Origin of the sequence: Paenibacillus alkalitolerans (assembly GCF_016482785.1) — a bacterium.
GTDB lineage: Bacteria > Bacillota > Bacilli > Paenibacillales > YIM-B00363 > Paenibacillus_AE > Paenibacillus_AE alkalitolerans.
On record NZ_JAEMXM010000001.1, the window covers coordinates 100,608 to 117,851 of the forward strand.

Genomic DNA, 17,244 nt, shown 5'->3' on the forward strand with positions numbered 1-17,244 from the left:
CGGTGGAATCCCGCCGTTTCTTTTAGCCGATTTCCTTCCCTCAAAGCTGTTTTTGTGGTACAACAAATAAAAACCGCTTTCAAACACACAAATAGACCGAGAGCACAGTAATGGGGGGCTTTGAATGCGTTTCTTGAAGCCGATGAACACCGTGTTTTACCGGTTAATCTTTTCATACTTCTTGCTGATCGTCATAACGACGATATTTATGGGTATCACTTCGTATGTATATTTCACGAAAAATTTCAATGAAGAAATCGAAAAAGTGAACGGCCGCATGCTTGCGTACCTGAAAAAAATAACCGACGAAAATATCTTTCGCGAAACGCAGCGAATTTATATTGACATCACCATGGCCATGCCGGAGAACGATGCGGCGATTGCTTTGTTTCACGAACCGGTGGAAGGAAACCATGCGCGCATTTCGCAAGTGAATCAATATTTGAAAGAGATCTCTTCGCGCCATTCGGACTTGATCGATTCCATTCAGGTGTATTATCGTGAAAATAATTTGATCATCTCTTCGATGCACGGAGTAGAGTTTCTCGAACATCCGGGCAGCGAACCGGCGCAATGGCTGGAAGTGGCGAACAAGCAGTACAAAGGGGCGCTTTCTTGGTACCACTTCGGGGATTCCGTAGCGTTAATCGGTTCCTATCCGTTTGCGAACACAGGTGAAAGCCAAGGATATATTGCGATATTGTTAAAAAAGCGGGCGATTACGGAGCTGCTCACCGAATCGGCTGCGAAAGAAGCCGGGCGGCTCATCATAGTCGGGCCAGACGGCGTCGTCGGGCACGAGCCGAACGATCAAGTGTTGACGCTTGCTCAAAACCACATTAAAGAGATCCAAATGTCGGATACGGCGGATCATTTTTACTTAACGGAAATAGGAGGCATCAAAGCGATGATTTCCTATACTTCGCTTCGTCCCGGTTGGAAGCTCGTGAACATTACGCCCGTCGACGAGTTTTACAATAAAACGGTTCCGATCCAACGGACGATTTTATTGATTTGCTTGGTTGCGCTCGCAATCGGCGTAGTCATCTCGAATGTGTTTACCGTTAACATTTACAACCCGCTGAAGTTGATACTCGACCGGGCGCGAACGTGGTTTCACGAGGACGAATCGGCGGCCAAGCATGCCAACGAATACCATATGATTAATAGTGTCATCGACAATTTATCCGTCAAGGTCGGAGACTTGGAGAAAACATTGAAAGGCAACCTGCCGCTGATCAAGAACAAGCTGGCGGACGATCTCTTGAAGGGAAAGATCGAATCTACAGCCCAAATCAACGAACGGTTGGCTTTGATTCATGCGGAGCCGGTCGATGTATACAGTTATTATTGCGTCATATCGCTGCATCTCGACGAAACCGATTTGCGGAATATCAATACGGAGAACAGCGAATTCATTAAGTACAATTTGATCGATCAAATCGAGAACGGGCACCTGTTCCAAGGACGCTGCCTGGCGATCGAACATGAGAATCGAATCCATATCGCCGTGTTTTCCAAACAGAAAAATGCGGACGCGGTGCATCACGTTATCAATTCCATTTCGTCTTATGCCTATTCGAATTTTATGCTGTCAGTCGTCGGTGCGGTGGGCAGCTGGGCGACGAATCCGTTGAAGCTGAACGAATCGTTCCAAGAAAACAGGATTTTGTTAAAATACAGGTATTTCAAACCGAAGCAGCGGATTATTTTCGGATATTCGTATTTGGAAAGGGAAAAAAGCAAGAAAGAGCTCGATTCTTCATTCTGTGAAGATTTCGCAAAGGCGTTAAAGCTGCGCGACCAGAAAAAAGCGGACGAAGCGATCAGGAGGTTCACGAATGAAATTTCGAGCGGTATGTATAGCGCGGAGTACGGACAAGAAAAAATCAAAGATTTTCTTTACGAATACTACAGCTATGTGAAGAACATGAATATAAGCACCAGGGAAGTGTTTGACGAAGAGCTGTTATTGGACTTCTACCAATTTGATCATATCGATCAATACAAAGCTTGGCTTATGAATGTCGTTAAAACGACGTTCGATTATATCGACGACAAGCAAAAACACAAGAATGCCGACATGATCGATAAAATCAAGGCGTACATCGTCGAAAATCCGGACAAGGATTTATCGCTCAATGCCGTTGCGGAGATTGTAAATTTAAGCCCGAGGTATTTAAGCCGCATTTTTAAACAGGAGACCGGCGAAAACTTCGTCGATTTTGTTACTACGGTCCGCATGCACAAAGCGGGCGAGCTGATCCGCAGCTCGGAGCTGCCCATCGAGCAGATCGCGATGCAGGTCAGCTACAATAACCCCGCTTATTTCGCAAAGAAGTTTAAAGAAACGTTCGGCATGACGCCGACGAGCTACCGGATGAAAGAATCGTCTTCACACGATTCACAATATTTATAACCACCTGGATTCCTTCGGATGCGATCGATTTCTGAGCTTCCAATGCAAGATGAACCTCGGAGCCTGTGGCAATTAATTATGCCGCAGGCTTTTCATGATTTGCATCGGAAATGACGTACGCGCCCCGGGCGACACCTTCGTAAGCTTTCGTCGCCGTCCCGCAAAGACCGGCAAGTTTTGGCGGCTGAGCACGAGGCAGACCGGGCCGCCCTCCATCCGGATATACGTCCGGATCGGATCATAATCGGTTCTTCGGATGTTTTGTCGACAATGAACCTTTCTTCGATCGGATGTGTTTATTTAGTAGATTGTTGAAAGGAGGGGACATTTTGACGGAACGGGAGCTCTTTGAAACATATAACAAGGAAGTGTACAGAACTTGTTATAGTATGCTTGGCAACGCAATGGACGCTGAGGATGTATGTCAAGAAGTGTTCATAACCGTGTTCGGACAAAACTGGGCAAGCATCGAATATTTTCGGACATGGCTTCTAAGAGTGACGGTGAATCATTGTTTGAATCATATTAGAAAAAGAAGGAGCCTGCGTACAAAAGAAGCATTGTTAAGGATGTTCACATTGAGAACCGCCGACAGACCGGCGGACGCTGTAGTCGAAGAACAGGAAACCGCTTCGGAGTGCGCATCTTACATAAGCCTGTTGCCCGAGAAAATTCGAATGTCCGTATCTCTAAGGTATATGAATGATTTAAGCTTTCAGGAAATATCGGAGGTGCTGCAAATTCCCGTCGGCACCGTCAAATCCAGAGTGCATTACGGTATAAAAATGCTGAAAAAAATTATCGAGCGTGAGGATCTTAAAGCGAAGGAGGGGGGAGCGGCTTATGAAAGAAGCGGAAGCGCTTATTCGGCAATGGAAAGATGATTCCCATATTGAATATCCGGATTTTGATAAGATGTGGGAAAGGATTCGTGAGCGTTCCAAAAGTGAAGTTCAGTCGGAATCGGTTAAAGCTGTTCATCGTCCGGTCCCGCGCAAATGGTTCGTCGCCGCTTCACTTGCTGCTGTTCTTACCGCAACTCCCGTATTTGCGGCAATCAATTGGGAATATTTACTGCCGGGAAGAACCGGGGTCCAATCCGCGCTTCAGCAAGGCTTGGGTCAGACGATTGAGAAATCCGTTACTCATGACGGCGTTACACTCACGCTGCATACGGCTGTCGTAGACGAAAACCGTACGGTAATATTGTATAGTTTGGAGTCCGGACAAGAGACTTTTGACCGCAATAAACAGTGGAGATTTGCCAAGATGCAGCTGCAGGATGATAAAGGCCGGCCGATAGAAGGCAATTACTCACATAGATGGGATGAACAAAGCGGCAAGCTTACCGGATACTTTGAGACGGATTGGAATCCTGAAGGAACGGAAGCGAATGTGAGGTTTTCGGCGCAAACGTTACAAATCCTTTCGACAGAGAAGCAGCCTCTTTCGCTGAACCCGCTGAATGAAGACATCCAAACATTCGATATTGATCAAGACGGCATTCGTCAACTGAAGGTTCAAGCCTTTGCTCAAGATGAAGACAAAGTCACACTCGCTTCTGCCGTTTCCTATTCTTTGCCGGAAGCGAAGGATTGGGCTTATCCTCGCATTGAAATCACCAAGGAGGGGAAGAGGGTTAAAGAGTCCGGGGTTTCCGTGTTCGGAACGCCGGACGGCGAAGGCGAGTACACGAACGAGCAGCATTTTCGGCTTAACGATTTGCAAGGAGGGACCGCAACTTACAAGTTGTCATATTACCGGGAAGAACAACGATTGGATAACGAGTGGAATATGGAGCTTGAATTAGACAAAAGTCTGATGCAAAACAGCACGATTACCCGCAAGCTGAACATTCCAATAGAGCTGCCCAATGGAGACATTACGCTTGAGGAGATGGTCGTTACACCGACACAGGTGAGGATTACGGCAAGTCACGTTCGGAGGTTTATGATTCCTCAGTATGTCCACTACTCGTTGGATGTGAACGGAGTCAAGTTACGGGGCGGAATCGGTTACGATAGAGATAAACCTAATAAGCCGACATTTCGCTTTGAGCTGCCTCCTCACGTTCGAATCGAGGAGGATACGCCGGTTACGCTGGTCGGTAAATACGAAATAGTCTTTCGCGGAGGCGGCTCGGAATCGTATCGGTTAACCGGAATTAGCGGGGAAAAGAAGTCTTTTATGGATGAGGTCAACGGCTATCCCGTGAAATGGACATATTATATGAAGGGGAACGATCTATATGTCGAGACGGAAAGCGCGGACCGCACCTTCGGCGGTATCAATCAGACATATCAATTGAAGAAAGACGGGAAAAGATTATACGGCAAACCGGTTACCGCCAACATTATGGGAGACGGCAACAACAGAGCGGTGGACGTATATCCCGACTTCAAGGGAACGGATGCGGAAATATATGTTTGGAGATACAGCATCGACAGCCCCGATAAGGAAATGAGAGTGCCGATAGAGCTGAGGGTTTCTAAATAGCCGCAGTCCGCCGGTTGCTTTGACCGGCGGACTCAAACTTTTGTGGTAAACGTTCTGATTTGGCACATAGCGGACAGAAGTCTAGCGTTTGATTCTATACAGGTACATCGAGAGCGGCGCAAAAACCGCGATAATGATCGCCGACGCTAGGAAAACCATCCAGATCTGCCCGGCCGTCACCGTATCGTGCATAAGACCGCGAACCGCCGTCGCCGTCAAGCTGATCGGATTGACATTAACGATCGCCTGCAGCCAGGTAGGCATGGTCTGCGGATCTACGAACACATTGCTGACGAATGTCAGTGGGAACAAGATCGTCATACCTGCCATCATAACCGTATTTGGAGTTCGCAATACGAGCCCGAGAGCTGTGAAAGGCCAGGTGAGGCTAAATGCAAATAAAAGCAGGATAAGTACTGCAAGCACGATGCCCGCAAATCCGCCTTCCGGACGAAAACCAAGGATTACACCGAGCACAACAATTACGATCGATGCCATTAAATAACGGGCGACATCTCCGAACATCGCACCCGCGAGGACGGATGGGCGCCATAACGGCATTGAGCGGAAACGGTCGAATATACCCTTGGAGATATCCGTATTTATGGACATTCCTGTATAAATCGTGATGATCGATACCGATTGGACGAGAATACCGGGAAGAAGAAACTGCAAATATTCGCTTGTCGAACCGGCCAATGCGCCTCCAAACAAGAAGGTGAACATGAGCGTAAACATAATAGGAAAGGCGGTGACATCAAACAATTGCTCAGGAACGTATTTAATCTTGAGCAGAGCCCGCCAGCCAAATGTGAGCGACGTACTTAACGGTCCCGGGCGCGAAGGTCTCATACGGACAGCCATAGCAACTCGAAGTGAATTGTCCTTCCCGGTCGGGTTTAATGTTATCTGCTTACTCATGCCGTCTCCTCCTTTGCGGGATGCTGCTTCTCTTCGGCCGGACGGCCTGTCAGCGCCAGAAACACTTCATCCAGGCTTGGTTGGCCAAGCGAGAAGTCGGTGAGCGCGATCCCGGACCGATTGAGTTCGCCTAACGCGTATGCAACGCTCGCAGTATCGGAGGTTCGGGCTGACAGCGTCGTAAGGTCAGGCTTCAGTTGAACGGAAACTTCGAGTACCTGCGAAAGGATGAGTCTGGCCTTGTCAAGACACTCGGGATCGTGAAGTCGAACGGTCAAAGTGCCCGACCCGACAGAAGCTTTGAGTTCGCTGCTAGTCCCTTCGGCGATCACCTTTCCCTGATCGATCACCGCAATCCGGTCGGCTAGTTGGTCGGCCTCTTCCAGATATTGAGTCGTAAGCAGCACGGTTGTACCCGAATCTACCAACGCCCTGACAATGTCCCAAACCTGATTGCGGCTCCGCGGATCAAGTCCGGTTGTAGGCTCATCCAAAAACAGCAAGTCCGGTGTAACTACAATACTTGCCGCAATATCGAGACGTCTGCGCATTCCTCCGGAATATTTCTTGACCTGCTGCTCCGCGGCCTCTGACAGATCAAAGGCTTGGAGCAGATCATACGCCCTCGTCTTCGCTTGCTTCCATGAATAACCGAGCAATCGGGCGATAAGTACTAAATTCTCAATTCCCGACAGATCCTCGTCGACCGAAGCGAATTGCCCGGTCAAACTTACCCGGCTTCGTACGGCATCTGATTCGCGAACGATATCGTGTCCGAAAACGCTGGCATGCCCGCCGTCAGGGCGAAGAAGCGTAGCGAGCATGCGAATCGTTGTCGTTTTGCCCGCGCCGTTAGGTCCCAGGAAGCCATAAACGGTTCCTCTGGGTATGCCAAGATCAACTCCGTCAACAGCTCTGTTATTATCGAATACTTTCACCAATCCCACTGCTTCTACCGCAAGAATAACAATCACCTCATCGTTTCATAATCATCTTCTTATTTGGATTGTATCACTCGCTTGTCGATGATATTTCTTTTCGTTTGCTATTCTTGGACCCTCAATAACTCAGTTGATTGCAATGGTGTTCGCAGCTCCGTCCCAGTGAACGACGTACCCTGTAATCTCTGCGAAATCCCTCAGCGGGATCATTACGGATTCCTTCAACAGACGAGACTGGATTTCAATCTCCATCGCCGTACCGTTTACAATGACGATGTTTGACTCAGGAATATGTACGATTTCTTTATCGCCAATAACCGCCGTTACTGTTTTAGACTGTCGATCCCAATTTACCGTTCCTCCCAACAGTTCGAAGCATCTGCGCAAGGGAACGAAAAGCCTCTCTTTATAGAGGATAAACTCTTTCCTTGTTTCTTTTATCTCCCCGTAAACCGATATCTTACCGTCGAAAGTTACTGCAAGTTCATATTGATGATTCTCCGCTATTTCTTCCGGAGATAAGTCCGAATTTGTAATGATGACAACCGTATTTACTTCCACTTGGTCAAACAACCAATGTACTTCATCGTTATGCATACGAATACAGCCTAAGCTTACATATTTGCCGATTGATTTCGGATTGTTGTTCCCATGAATCGCGTACGTTGTTCCTCTCGTCCCTCTCGCATCAAGCCCGAGCCAACGGTCTCCCAACGGATTTCTGGGATCGCCGCCCGGAATCTTGTCTTTGTAGTATGGCCTGTTTTTGATTTTATTTACAATCTTGTACGTCCCTTCCGGTGTCAATGAGTCGGATTTGCCGGTAGCGACGGAAAACCGTTTCTCTAGCATTCCGTCTTTGAAGTAAGTCAGTTCGTTCGTTTTCTTATTGACGATAATCAAATCGTCGTTAGCGGCTTTAGCGCCAGTTCGACTTGAGTAAAAACCTGCTAATATCACAAATAGTGATAATGCAATAATTCCTGCTCGATAAATAACCGTAACAAGCATAGACTCATCCCCAAATATTGGAATTAATGTTGTTAATCAATATATAGGGAGCGCATATGTCCTATTCCAATTTTTTTATGTCAGGAATTCTTACCTAATTTTTAAATTATTTTTAAAATTTTTGTGTAGAATTTCGTAGTTTTCAGTAGACCGACAGTTACTATGCAATTAACACGTGATGTATCCTCACAACGAAAGAAAGGAGGGAGTCCGATGATACATTTTCACCAGGTGAATAAACATTACGGCAGCTTTCATGTGTTGAAGGACATTAATTTATCGATTCAACAAGGCGAAGTCGTTGTCGTTGTCGGCCCGTCCGGTTCCGGGAAAAGCACGTTGGTTCGCTGCATCAATCGGTTGGAGACGATCACGGACGGCGAGTTGTTGGTAGACGGTGTAAGAGTAAACGACAAGTCCACCGATATCAATACACTGCGGCGGAATATCGGGATGGTGTTCCAGCACTTCAATTTATACCCTCATAAGACCGTTCTTCAAAATATCACTCTCGCCCCTATGAAAGTTGTAGGCGAGACGAAGGAAGAAGCCGAGAAAACGGCGATGTTTTATCTGGAAAAAGTCGGCATACCCGACAAAGCACATGCGTTTCCGGCTCAACTGTCCGGCGGGCAGCAGCAGCGGGTAGCGATTGCGCGCGGTCTCGCAATGAAACCGAAAATTATGCTGTTCGACGAACCGACGTCCGCTCTCGATCCCGAGACGATCGGGGAAGTGCTTGACGTAATGAAGAAGCTGGCGCTTGAAGGTATGACAATGGTCGTCGTCACCCATGAGATGGGCTTCGCGAAAGAAGTGGCCGACAGGGTCGTGTTTATGGACCGGGGCCAGATCGTGGAAGAGGCAGCACCGGTTGAGTTCTTTGCAAACCCGCGCGAAGAGCGCGCCCGTTTGTTCCTTAGCCGTATTTTAAATCACTAAATAGGAGAAGGGGTTGTTGGAGCATGAAACGTTGGGGCAAAGTAATGAGCATCGCATTGGCGGCCGTCTTGGCAGTGGGTACTTTGGCGGGCTGCGGAGCGAAGAATGAAGGAACCGCAGAGAATACCCAAGGGAGCGGCGGCGAAGCGAAGGCGGAAGGCATTATTGGAAAGATTAAAGAACGCGGCAAAGTCATTGCAGGGGTCAAGTACGATCTGAACTTGTTCGGTCTGAAAGATCCGGCAACCGGCGAAGTGAACGGCTTTGACATCGACATCGCGAAGCAAATCGCGAAGAAGGTGCTCGGAGACGAAAACGCGATCGAGCTCGTGGAAGTGACGTCGAAGACGCGCATTCCGATGCTTCAGAACGGCGATATCGATATGATCGTGGCAACGATGACGATTACTGAAGAGCGTAAACAGGAGATTGACTTCTCTGACGTATACTTTACTGCCGGTCAATCTTTACTCGTGCCGAAGGACAGCCCGATCAACTCCGTCAAAGATTTGACGGCCGATTCGAGAGTAGTGACGGCGAAAGGCTCCACATCCGCGAAAAATATTCGGGAAGCGGCGCCGGACGCGCAAGTGCTTGAGTTTGAAAACTACGCTGAGGCGTTCACGGCATTGAAAGCCGGCCAAGGCGACGCGTTGACTACCGATAATGCATTGCTCTACGGCATGGCGCAGCAGGATCCGAATTTCCGCGTGCTTGACGAGACGTTCACGGAAGAGCCGTACGGCATCGGTATTGCGAAAGGCGACGAAGAGTTTGTGAAGCTCGTTAACGAAACGTTGAAAGAGCTGAAAGACAACGGCGAATACGACAAGATTTACGAGAAGTGGATCGGCAAAAAACCGGAATAATGCACCGAATCGAGGGGATGAGCGCAGGCCGCTCGTCCCCGTTGTGTTTGCAAACGCGAGTAAAGGAGGGATAGGGATATGTTAATCGACATTTCGGTTCTCACAGAAAATATCGATCGCTATATGATCGGATTATGGGGAACACTGCTTGCAAGTGTAATATCCCTAATCGCAAGTTTTATTCTTGGCACAATCATAGCGGTGTTTCGCATTACCCCATTTAAGCCGCTGCAATGGTTCGGCACTGCATATGTAGAGTTTATCAGAAATATCCCGCTGTTATTGATAGCGGTTTTTGTCTTCACTGGACTTCCGCTGCTCATTGGATTACGATTTGTCCCTTTTCAATCCGGTTTGATAGCTCTTTCCGTTTACACATCCGCATTCATCGCGGAAGCGATTCGCGCCGGCATTCTTTCCGTTCCCAAGGGTCAGATGGAAGCCGCACAGTCTTCAGGGTTAACTTATATTCAAGCGATGCGGCACGTCATTTTGCCGCAAGCGATCAAGATCGTCATTCCGCCGCTTGGCAATCAATTTTTGAACCTTGTAAAAAACACTTCGATTTTTACAGTTATTTCGGCAGCCGATCTAATGTATCATGCAGATTTAATCAACTCGGATACGTTCGATACGTTCAGCACTTATATTTTTGCCGCAATGTTTTATTTAATACTGACCATTCCGCTCAGCTTCGGTGTTCGTTATTTGGAACGCAGATTAGCAGCGAATTAAAGGAGGGGAATAACGATGGATTTCACCGGAGCTTTGTCCCCTGCGAATATAAACTTTTTGCTTCAAGGTTTGCTCATCACGATTGAAGTGGCGCTCATATCGATCGTCATCAGCTTCGTTATTAGTGTGCTGGTTGGCACCGTTCGTTATGCGAAGGTACCTGTATTGGCGAAAGTATTCGCGGTGCTCGTCGAAACCATAAGAAACTTGCCGCTGCTGCTTATCATATTTTTCACATATTTCGCTTTGCCTGAAGTGGGAATCAAACTTGACGTGTTTTCAGCGGCGGTCACCGCGTTAGTTATATTTGAATCCGCTATGATTTCTGAAATCGTGCGAGGCGGGTTGAATTCCGTGGAAAAAGGCCTCGTGGAAGCGGGAAGGTCATCCGGTTTGACGGCGACGCAAACGCTATGGCATATCGTTCTGCCGATTGCGCTGCGCCGCATGGTGCCGCCAATGGTGAGCCAATTCATCTCTTTACTGAAAGATACCTCGCTTGCAGTCGTTATCTCTTTGCCGGAACTGATGAACCACGTGCAAATTATTAACGGCCATAATATCAATTACGTCATCCCGACGTTCCTGTTTGCGGCGCTCCTATATTTTGCCGTAAATTACTTGCTTTCCATCATTTCGCGCAGACTGGAGCATAAGCATCCATAAAATGTTACCGCCGCGAGCGAGACAAAATGCTCTTTCTTCCTTTAACATAAGGAGGATGGAGCATTTTTGGTACATGAGACCAGCGAAAGGAGCAGTCCGTTCAATGAAAGATCAGAGATTATTTATATGGATTGTCATACTTCTTTCGACGGCGCTGCTCGGGGAAGTAAAGATTACCCCGTTCGGCGGCGATTTCCGGTTTTCGCTCGGCATTGTGGCGTATTTTTTCGGATTGCTTTGGTTTTCCGTACCAGTGCTTGCAACGGGCATTTCCGCAGGGTTATTCATCGTATTGTTCCGGATCGGAATGGATGCCGCGCTGTACGATACTCCTTGGACAGAAGGAGTTATTCAGCATATGCCGACCTTTTTCTTCTATGTAACGTTTGCGGTGATCATCTCGGTCTTGAAAATAAAAACAAATGTCGAATATCCGGTGAAGGTCGGATTTTACGGTGCGATTGCGGACATTTCTTCGAACGGAGTGGAGCTGTTGGCGCGGTACGGATCGGCCGCGCCTTCGGATATAACGGCCGGCGGGATTCTACTGATTGTTCTGGTCGGCCTGCTGCGAAGCTTCTTTGTCGTCGGTCTGTGTAATATGCTTGCGATACGGCAGGTTCGGGCACTAGGGGAACATCGCCGGCAAGAACTGGAGCGCTTAATGATGATCAATTCAAATTTATTTGAGGAATCGTTCTATCTCCGGAAGTCGATGAGCCATATTGAAGAAATAACGAGAGATAGTTATCAATTATATAGGAAGCTTAAAGATAAGTCGTTCCCGGATGCCGCTCAAGCTCTGTATATCGCGGAGAATGTGCACGAGGTGAAGAAGGACTCGCAGCGGATATTATCCGGTCTGTCGAAGATCATTCGACTGGAGCAAATATTGTCCAAGCGTACAGGCATCCCTGCGCTGTGCGCAATGGTCGCCCGGGCAAACGAAAACTACGCGTTGATGCTTGGCAAGAAAATCGAAATCGTAACCCGGAGCGACGTAAACCTCTCCACCGACGAAATTTATCCGCTGCTTTCGGTATTGAACAATATCGTGTCGAATGCGGTGGAAGCGATCGATGGACAAGGACATATATATATTGAGGTGGAGCTTCAGGAAGATTGCGTAGTATTCATGGTGACGGATAACGGTCCCGGCATCACGTCCGACGAGCGGGAGTTGATTTTCCGGCCGGGATACACGACCAAATTTGATGCCGAAGGAAATTCATCGACGGGCATCGGGCTTTCTCATGCATTAGACATCACTAAGCTGCTTGGAGGAGACATTCAGATTTGGAGCGCCCCGGGCGAGACGCAATTTGAAATCAGAATTCCGACGGAAAGATTGATACGCAAGGAGGTGACGGAACATGCTCCGGTTTTTCTTAGTTGAGGACGATCCAGCCGTCCGTAGGATGGTTTCCCGCATCATCGCCGAGAGCGGTCTTGGCGATGTAATCGGGGAAGCGGACGACGGAATGAGCACGTCGATCGATGGCATCCGGAGCGCGGATGTCGTCATAATCGATTTGTTGATGCCCGGGCGCGATGGAATCGAGACGGTGAAAGCCCTCCGCGACGAAGGTTACGCCGGCCGTTTCATTATGATCTCCCAGGTCGAAAATAAGCAGATGATCGGCGAAGCATATCAACAAGGGATCGACACGTTCATCCAGAAACCGATAAACCGTCTGGAGGTTCTTGCCGTCTTAAAGCGCGTGGCGGATCATCTCATACTGGAAAAATCGCTGCAGACGATCCGAAATTCGCTCAGTGTGTTTGATGCGCAAGGAAACGATGAAGCGAAGATGGGAGGACTCCGGCAGCGGGAACGTTCGTGGGAACAGCAAGCCCGCTCTCTGCTAATGCAGCTTGGGATCGCCGGCGAAGCGGGGGCTTCCGATCTTATCGATATCATTATTTGGCTGACTGAACAGGAACACGAAGGTCGCGTGCTTGCAGACCTTCCGCCGCTGAAAGATATTTACGAGCAAGTGGTCAGAAAACATCGCGAAGTTCGAGACGACAGCTTGCAAAAGGATGCGCGAGCCATGGAACAGCGGGTACGCAGGTTAGCGTTCCAAACGCTCACCCATCTTTCATCATTAGGATTGAACGATTACGCGAACCCGACGTTTGAATACTATGCTTCCCGACTGTTCGATTTCCAAGAGGTTCGCCTCCGGATGCGGGAGTTGGAGGATGGGAGCAAGACGACTTCCGCCAAATTGAACATAAGAAAGTTTCTGTACGTGTTCTATATGGAGGCGCGTTCCGCTAACTAATACGGTCGCGAATATGCGGTACGCTGATGATCGCTGCATTTTTCAAATTTGCTCCTAATCTGTTACGATCTAATAGAGAGGCACGGACAGTAAAATAAAGGGGAGAAGTTCGTGACAGGATACGACGAGAGCAAAAAGGAACAAGTAAACGGGAGCGAACCGGATGAACGGTTGACCTCCGATGAGGAGTACGGCAGGGATTTTACAGAGGAAGAGTTGGAGGCGTACTTTAAAGAAGCGGAGGAAGAGCAGGAGGAGTTCACTCCCTTTTTTCAATCCAAAACAGTGAAACGGTTCATTGCCGTATTGCTTTCTCTCATGCTGTGCGCCAATGTGATTGCTTTTTTGCCTAAGATATTTTCGCTGCCGGCGATCCGGTTTTTGACGGTATCGGCGCAGCTCTCGCAATCCGAAGCGATTCAAGCGTACAAGCAGGCCGTTGTTGTAGTAACTTCGGATAACCGGAAGGGCACAGGCTTCCATGTATCCTCGGAGCGGGGGCTTATCGTGACGAATCGGCACGTTGTAGGGGAGGCGCCGGAAAGCGTTGTCACCTTCCAGAATGGAAAGCGTTACACAGCGGATGTTGTCGCGCGCGACCCCGTTATGGATATTGCCATATTGGAAATCGGCCATACGGAGATGCCCGTGTTGCCGCTCGCCGGCGGCAGCTCGGATACGGAAGGGGAACCCGTCTATATAATCGGCAATCCGTTATTTTTTCATTGGATAGCCAATGAAGGGGTAGTAGGGGAGTTGCTCACGGATCGGGATCCTCCGGTGATGACGCTGCAGGCCCCGGTATATAGAGGCAACAGCGGAAGTCCCGTAATCGGCCGGAACGGCCAAGTGATAGGCGTTGTATTTGCCACAAGCACTATAGAACGGAATGGGGAAAGCGAAAAGGTCGGACTTGCCGTTCCAGTGGAGTGGGTATTGAAATATGTGCCGAAGGAGCCGTGAGTAATGAAAAACCCTGCTCAGCCGAAACCGGCTAAAGCAGGGTATGTTTTCATTTACCGCAGGACATCGCGAGCCGTAACATAAGTTCTTGACCAGAATCCGGAGAGGCTTGAGATCCCGACTCCATTGAAGGACGGACTGGCATGAATGAATTGATTGTCGCCGATATACATACCGACGTGGTTGATCGTACCGTCGCTGTTCGTATCGAAGAATACAAGATCTCCCTTGCTCAAGTTGGATCTGGAAACGTATACGCCTTCTTTGGACTGCGTTCTGCTGGATCTACTCAAGTCCATTCCATGATTTCGGAACACCAGCTCTATGTATGCCGAACAATCGGTGTATTGATAGTTAGTCGTCCAAGGTTCGGCTCCCCATCTATACTTGAAATCTCCTATGTATGATTTTGCTGTGGAGACCAGCTTGTCCCTGGTACTAAGTGAGGATGTGTACTTTGATTTAGCCGATATGTAACCGATTGTGCCGTCCTGCACTTGTATCTTTAGCCAACCGCTGTTTACTTTCTCTATGACATGGATTCGTTCGCCTTTAGGAATCATCCTGTATTTGTATCCGCTTATAGTCGGTTGATCTCTGAAATTGACCCCCCATGTGACTACCGTTTCGTACTGCACCGCGGCGGATACTGATGAAGCGAAGAACACGATTGCCAGTACAGATGCGAGTAAAATAATAGACTTGCGCATTGCTGTCACCTCCATAAGTTATACTAATAGAATAGCTTGCGAAACTAGAATGGGACAGAGGCCAAATCATGGAAATGCCCTACACCCCGTCGATCGGGGGATAAATATTTTCCAATTTCGATTCCAATACGAACATGTGTGTGGTATTATCGTAGAAGCGTCGACAAACTTATATCAAATAATCATTTTTGGAAGGAAGATTCAATTATGAGTAGTCCCAAGGCAATCGGTTCTTCTTTAACAGTGTTTCTAGTCAGCGATTTGGCACAGTCACAAGCTAATTACCGCGACGTACTTGGTTTTAGCGTCACCGACTGGTGGGCGGAGCGGGACGGGTTGAGCGGTCTGGCGCTGAAGCTCCAGCAAGCCGCGAAACCCGAAGACGTCCGGCCGAATGCCCCAGCAGCGGGAAGTTCCATCGGAGTCGACGTCTACGCTTATGTCGATAACTGGGCGCAGCTGGACTCCATGATTAAGGAATTCAAAGAAAAAGGAGCGCACATCGCGCAAGAAATCGTCACCTATCCGGATGGAGGACCGTGGAAAGAATTCATCGTACGCGACCCGGACGGATATGCAATCGCTTTCGGCGGCGTTGACGGGCGTCCCGGCGGGCGGCGCAGTCCTCTGAAACCGCATATTGGCGGCGTAACGTTGTGGGTTCGCGACCTTGATACCGCTGTTGAACGATACGCAAAGTTATTGGATTTAAACGTGTCGGAACATGATCGATATTTCGGCCATCTGCATGTATTCAAACTTGAGAACGGGACCGATTTGACGCTTGATTCGAACGGTATGGAGAACGTGCCTGTCAACTGTCACGGCCCGGTGCTGTTTTCGGTGCACACCGACGACATCTACGCGGCGCGTGAGCATGCGGAATCGCTTGGATTTAAGGTCGTGTACGGCATTGCGCGCCATCCGGGCATGTCGTACTTCAACATCCGCGACGAAGACGGCAATGTTATTACGGTTATCCAGTGAGTCTAAATATGGATGGCTTCTATGGCAAAAACCAGCATGCACCGATTTCCGCGTTCGACACCGGAGGAGCAAGGAATTTCATCTGATAAGAACGTCCCGTAAATGAAGGAAGCTGGGAGTAGTTAGCGATCATAATTGATTTTACGTTGACCCTATAGCTTCTATAGGGTCTATTGGATTTTGACTCTAATTTTCCTAGTACAATTTTCCGCCGAAGCTGGTAAAATGGTCTAACATATAAAGAAACTTTTGAACTAGTACAGGGGAGCTCACATGAATATCATTGACGTTCAAGACGTAACGAAATTGTTCCGGCAATATCGACGCTTTCCGGGAATAACAGGGGCTTTTCGCAGCTTGGTTACTCGTGAATACACGGAACAGAAAGCGGTTGACAAATTATCGTTCCATATTCGGGAAGGAGAAGCCGTAGGTTATCTCGGTCCGAATGGAGCAGGCAAGTCGACGATGATTAAGATGCTTACAGGCATTCTTGTTCCGACCTCTGGAGATATCCGTGTGATGGGGAATATACCTTATAAATCGAGGAAGCATAACGCGCAGCACATCGGTGTCGTGTTCGGGCAGAGAAGCCAATTATGGTGGGACTTGCCCGTTATAGATTCTTTCGATTTGCACAAATACATATATAAACTTCCGGATCGCCGTTTTCAGGAAAATCTCGAATTCTGCGTTGAATTGCTTGGAATAGGCGATTTTATTCAAAAACCGGTCCGGCAGCTTAGCCTGGGGCAGCGCCTCTTTCCTCGTATCTTGGGTGTTTTTCGGTATTCAAGCGCCGGCTTCAGTTGAACATTTTTCCGCTTTTCTCATTGCTCTCGTTATAGCTTTGATGTTATCGTTCCTGCTTGGCTACCTAATTTCGTTGATCGCATTTTGGTTTCTGACTCATTTTGCATTGGACTGGACTTTAGGGGGATTGATGCTCATATTTTCGGGATCTTTCCTGCCGCTGTGGTTTTTTCCTGATTCGTGGGCGGCGGTTGCAAGCGCATTGCCGTTTCAATTCCTCGGGTTTATTCCAGCCGCTATCTATATGGGGTATATCCCGGCAAGTGAGCTCGTACCCACTTTATTGGCCGGGTTGGCATGGATCGGAGGCTTGATCATCGTCGTGCAATGGCTTTGGTGGAGAGCCGTCCGCAGGCTGGTCGTTCAGGGCGGTTAATTTATTCAGAATGGAGGTGTGCGCAAATGACGTGGCCGCTTTTCGGCAAACTGGTGCAGCTGCTCATGAAAGAGCGGATGGAGTACCGGGGCGATTTCATATTAGGA

Annotated in this window: 17 protein-coding genes and 1 pseudogene; 13 read left to right on the forward strand and 5 right to left on the reverse strand. The window is 48.4% G+C overall.

Features of this window, described 5'->3' with window-relative positions; genetic code table 11:
• The first annotated feature begins 124 nt into the window (after positions 1 to 124).
• Entirely contained in the window at positions 125 to 2,419 is a 2,295-nt protein-coding gene (locus JET16_RS00460) for a helix-turn-helix domain-containing protein (protein WP_199613614.1), read from the forward strand.
• A 1-nt stretch (position 2,420) separates the two neighbouring features.
• On the opposite strand, the pseudogene JET16_RS29850 reads toward JET16_RS00460, so the two are convergent.
• A pseudogene (locus tag JET16_RS29850) lies at positions 2,421 to 2,623 on the reverse strand (transketolase-like TK C-terminal-containing protein); the annotation flags it as partial.
• A 125-nt stretch (positions 2,624 to 2,748) separates the two neighbouring features.
• Between JET16_RS29850 and JET16_RS00465 the strand changes: the two are divergent.
• Both JET16_RS00465 and JET16_RS00470 read left to right on the forward strand, forming a co-directional pair.
• Positions 2,749 to 3,303 carry an RNA polymerase sigma factor gene (locus JET16_RS00465; RefSeq protein WP_199613615.1) on the forward strand — a complete coding sequence of 185 codons (555 nt, stop codon included), beginning with the start codon at positions 2,749 to 2,751 and terminating at the stop codon, positions 3,301 to 3,303.
• Positions 3,263 to 4,915, forward strand: a complete 1,653-nt coding sequence (locus tag JET16_RS00470) for a DUF4179 domain-containing protein (RefSeq protein WP_199613616.1) — start codon at positions 3,263 to 3,265, stop codon at positions 4,913 to 4,915. The genes JET16_RS00465 and JET16_RS00470 overlap by 41 nt, the downstream gene beginning before the upstream one ends.
• 81 nt (positions 4,916 to 4,996) lie before the next feature.
• Here JET16_RS00470 and JET16_RS00475 read toward each other — a convergent pair whose 3' ends face one another.
• The 3 genes from JET16_RS00475 to JET16_RS30715 form a co-directional block, all read right to left on the reverse strand.
• Positions 4,997 to 5,836: an ABC transporter permease gene (locus JET16_RS00475; protein WP_199613617.1), complete on the reverse strand. Its 840-nt coding sequence runs from the start codon at positions 5,834 to 5,836 to the stop codon at positions 4,997 to 4,999.
• Positions 5,833 to 6,774 carry an ATP-binding cassette domain-containing protein gene (locus JET16_RS00480; protein ID WP_325176574.1) on the reverse strand — a complete coding sequence of 314 codons (942 nt, stop codon included), beginning with the start codon at positions 6,772 to 6,774 and terminating at the stop codon, positions 5,833 to 5,835. The genes JET16_RS00475 and JET16_RS00480 overlap by 4 nt, the downstream gene beginning before the upstream one ends.
• Before the next feature lie 129 nt (positions 6,775 to 6,903).
• Positions 6,904 to 7,788, reverse strand: coding sequence for a L,D-transpeptidase family protein (locus tag JET16_RS30715; protein WP_199613619.1), 885 nt, complete (start codon positions 7,786 to 7,788; stop codon positions 6,904 to 6,906).
• Positions 7,789 to 8,001: 213 nt separating this feature from the next.
• Here JET16_RS30715 and JET16_RS00490 point away from each other — a divergent pair, with 213 nt between their 5' ends.
• The 7 genes from JET16_RS00490 to JET16_RS00520 all read left to right on the forward strand — a co-directional run bounded on the left by JET16_RS00490 (position 8,002) and on the right by JET16_RS00520 (position 14,251).
• Positions 8,002 to 8,730, forward strand: a complete 729-nt coding sequence (locus JET16_RS00490; RefSeq protein ID WP_199613620.1) for an amino acid ABC transporter ATP-binding protein — start codon at positions 8,002 to 8,004, stop codon at positions 8,728 to 8,730.
• Between the two features lie 23 nt (positions 8,731 to 8,753).
• On the forward strand, positions 8,754 to 9,599 hold the full coding sequence (locus JET16_RS00495) for a glutamate ABC transporter substrate-binding protein (protein WP_199613621.1): 846 nt from the start codon (positions 8,754 to 8,756) through the stop codon (positions 9,597 to 9,599).
• A gap of 78 nt (positions 9,600 to 9,677) precedes the next feature.
• Positions 9,678 to 10,334: an amino acid ABC transporter permease gene (locus tag JET16_RS00500; protein WP_199613622.1), complete on the forward strand. Its 657-nt coding sequence runs from the start codon at positions 9,678 to 9,680 to the stop codon at positions 10,332 to 10,334.
• A 15-nt stretch (positions 10,335 to 10,349) separates the two neighbouring features.
• Complete coding sequence (locus JET16_RS00505) at positions 10,350 to 11,000, forward strand: amino acid ABC transporter permease (RefSeq protein ID WP_199613623.1); 651 nt, start codon at positions 10,350 to 10,352, stop codon at positions 10,998 to 11,000.
• Between the two features lie 103 nt (positions 11,001 to 11,103).
• Complete coding sequence (locus JET16_RS00510; RefSeq protein WP_199613624.1) at positions 11,104 to 12,396, forward strand: ATP-binding protein; 1,293 nt, start codon at positions 11,104 to 11,106, stop codon at positions 12,394 to 12,396.
• The gene (locus JET16_RS00515) at positions 12,374 to 13,288 is read left to right on the forward strand and encodes a response regulator (RefSeq protein ID WP_199613625.1); all 915 of its coding nucleotides are present in this window, start codon (positions 12,374 to 12,376) and stop codon (positions 13,286 to 13,288) included. Before JET16_RS00510 ends, JET16_RS00515 begins: the two co-directional genes overlap by 23 nt.
• 111 nt (positions 13,289 to 13,399) lie before the next feature.
• Positions 13,400 to 14,251 carry a S1C family serine protease gene (locus tag JET16_RS00520; RefSeq protein ID WP_199613626.1) on the forward strand — a complete coding sequence of 284 codons (852 nt, stop codon included), beginning with the start codon at positions 13,400 to 13,402 and terminating at the stop codon, positions 14,249 to 14,251.
• A gap of 53 nt (positions 14,252 to 14,304) precedes the next feature.
• Here JET16_RS00520 and JET16_RS00525 read toward each other — a convergent pair whose 3' ends face one another.
• Positions 14,305 to 14,961, reverse strand: coding sequence for a C40 family peptidase (locus JET16_RS00525; protein WP_199613627.1), 657 nt, complete (start codon positions 14,959 to 14,961; stop codon positions 14,305 to 14,307).
• A 207-nt stretch (positions 14,962 to 15,168) separates the two neighbouring features.
• Between JET16_RS00525 and JET16_RS00530 the strand changes: the two genes are divergently transcribed.
• The 3 genes from JET16_RS00530 (at position 15,169) to JET16_RS00540 (ending at position 17,137) form a co-directional block, all read left to right on the forward strand.
• Positions 15,169 to 15,948 (forward strand): VOC family protein, encoded by a 780-nt coding sequence (locus tag JET16_RS00530; protein WP_199613628.1) that lies wholly within the window; start codon positions 15,169 to 15,171, stop codon positions 15,946 to 15,948.
• Positions 15,949 to 16,221: 273 nt separating this feature from the next.
• Positions 16,222 to 16,761, forward strand: coding sequence for an ATP-binding cassette domain-containing protein (locus tag JET16_RS00535; protein ID WP_199613629.1), 540 nt, complete (start codon positions 16,222 to 16,224; stop codon positions 16,759 to 16,761).
• Positions 16,727 to 17,137, forward strand: a complete 411-nt coding sequence (locus tag JET16_RS00540; RefSeq protein ID WP_199613630.1) for an ABC-2 family transporter protein — start codon at positions 16,727 to 16,729, stop codon at positions 17,135 to 17,137. Before JET16_RS00535 ends, JET16_RS00540 begins: the two co-directional genes overlap by 35 nt.
• Positions 17,138 to 17,244: the final 107 nt, after the last annotated feature.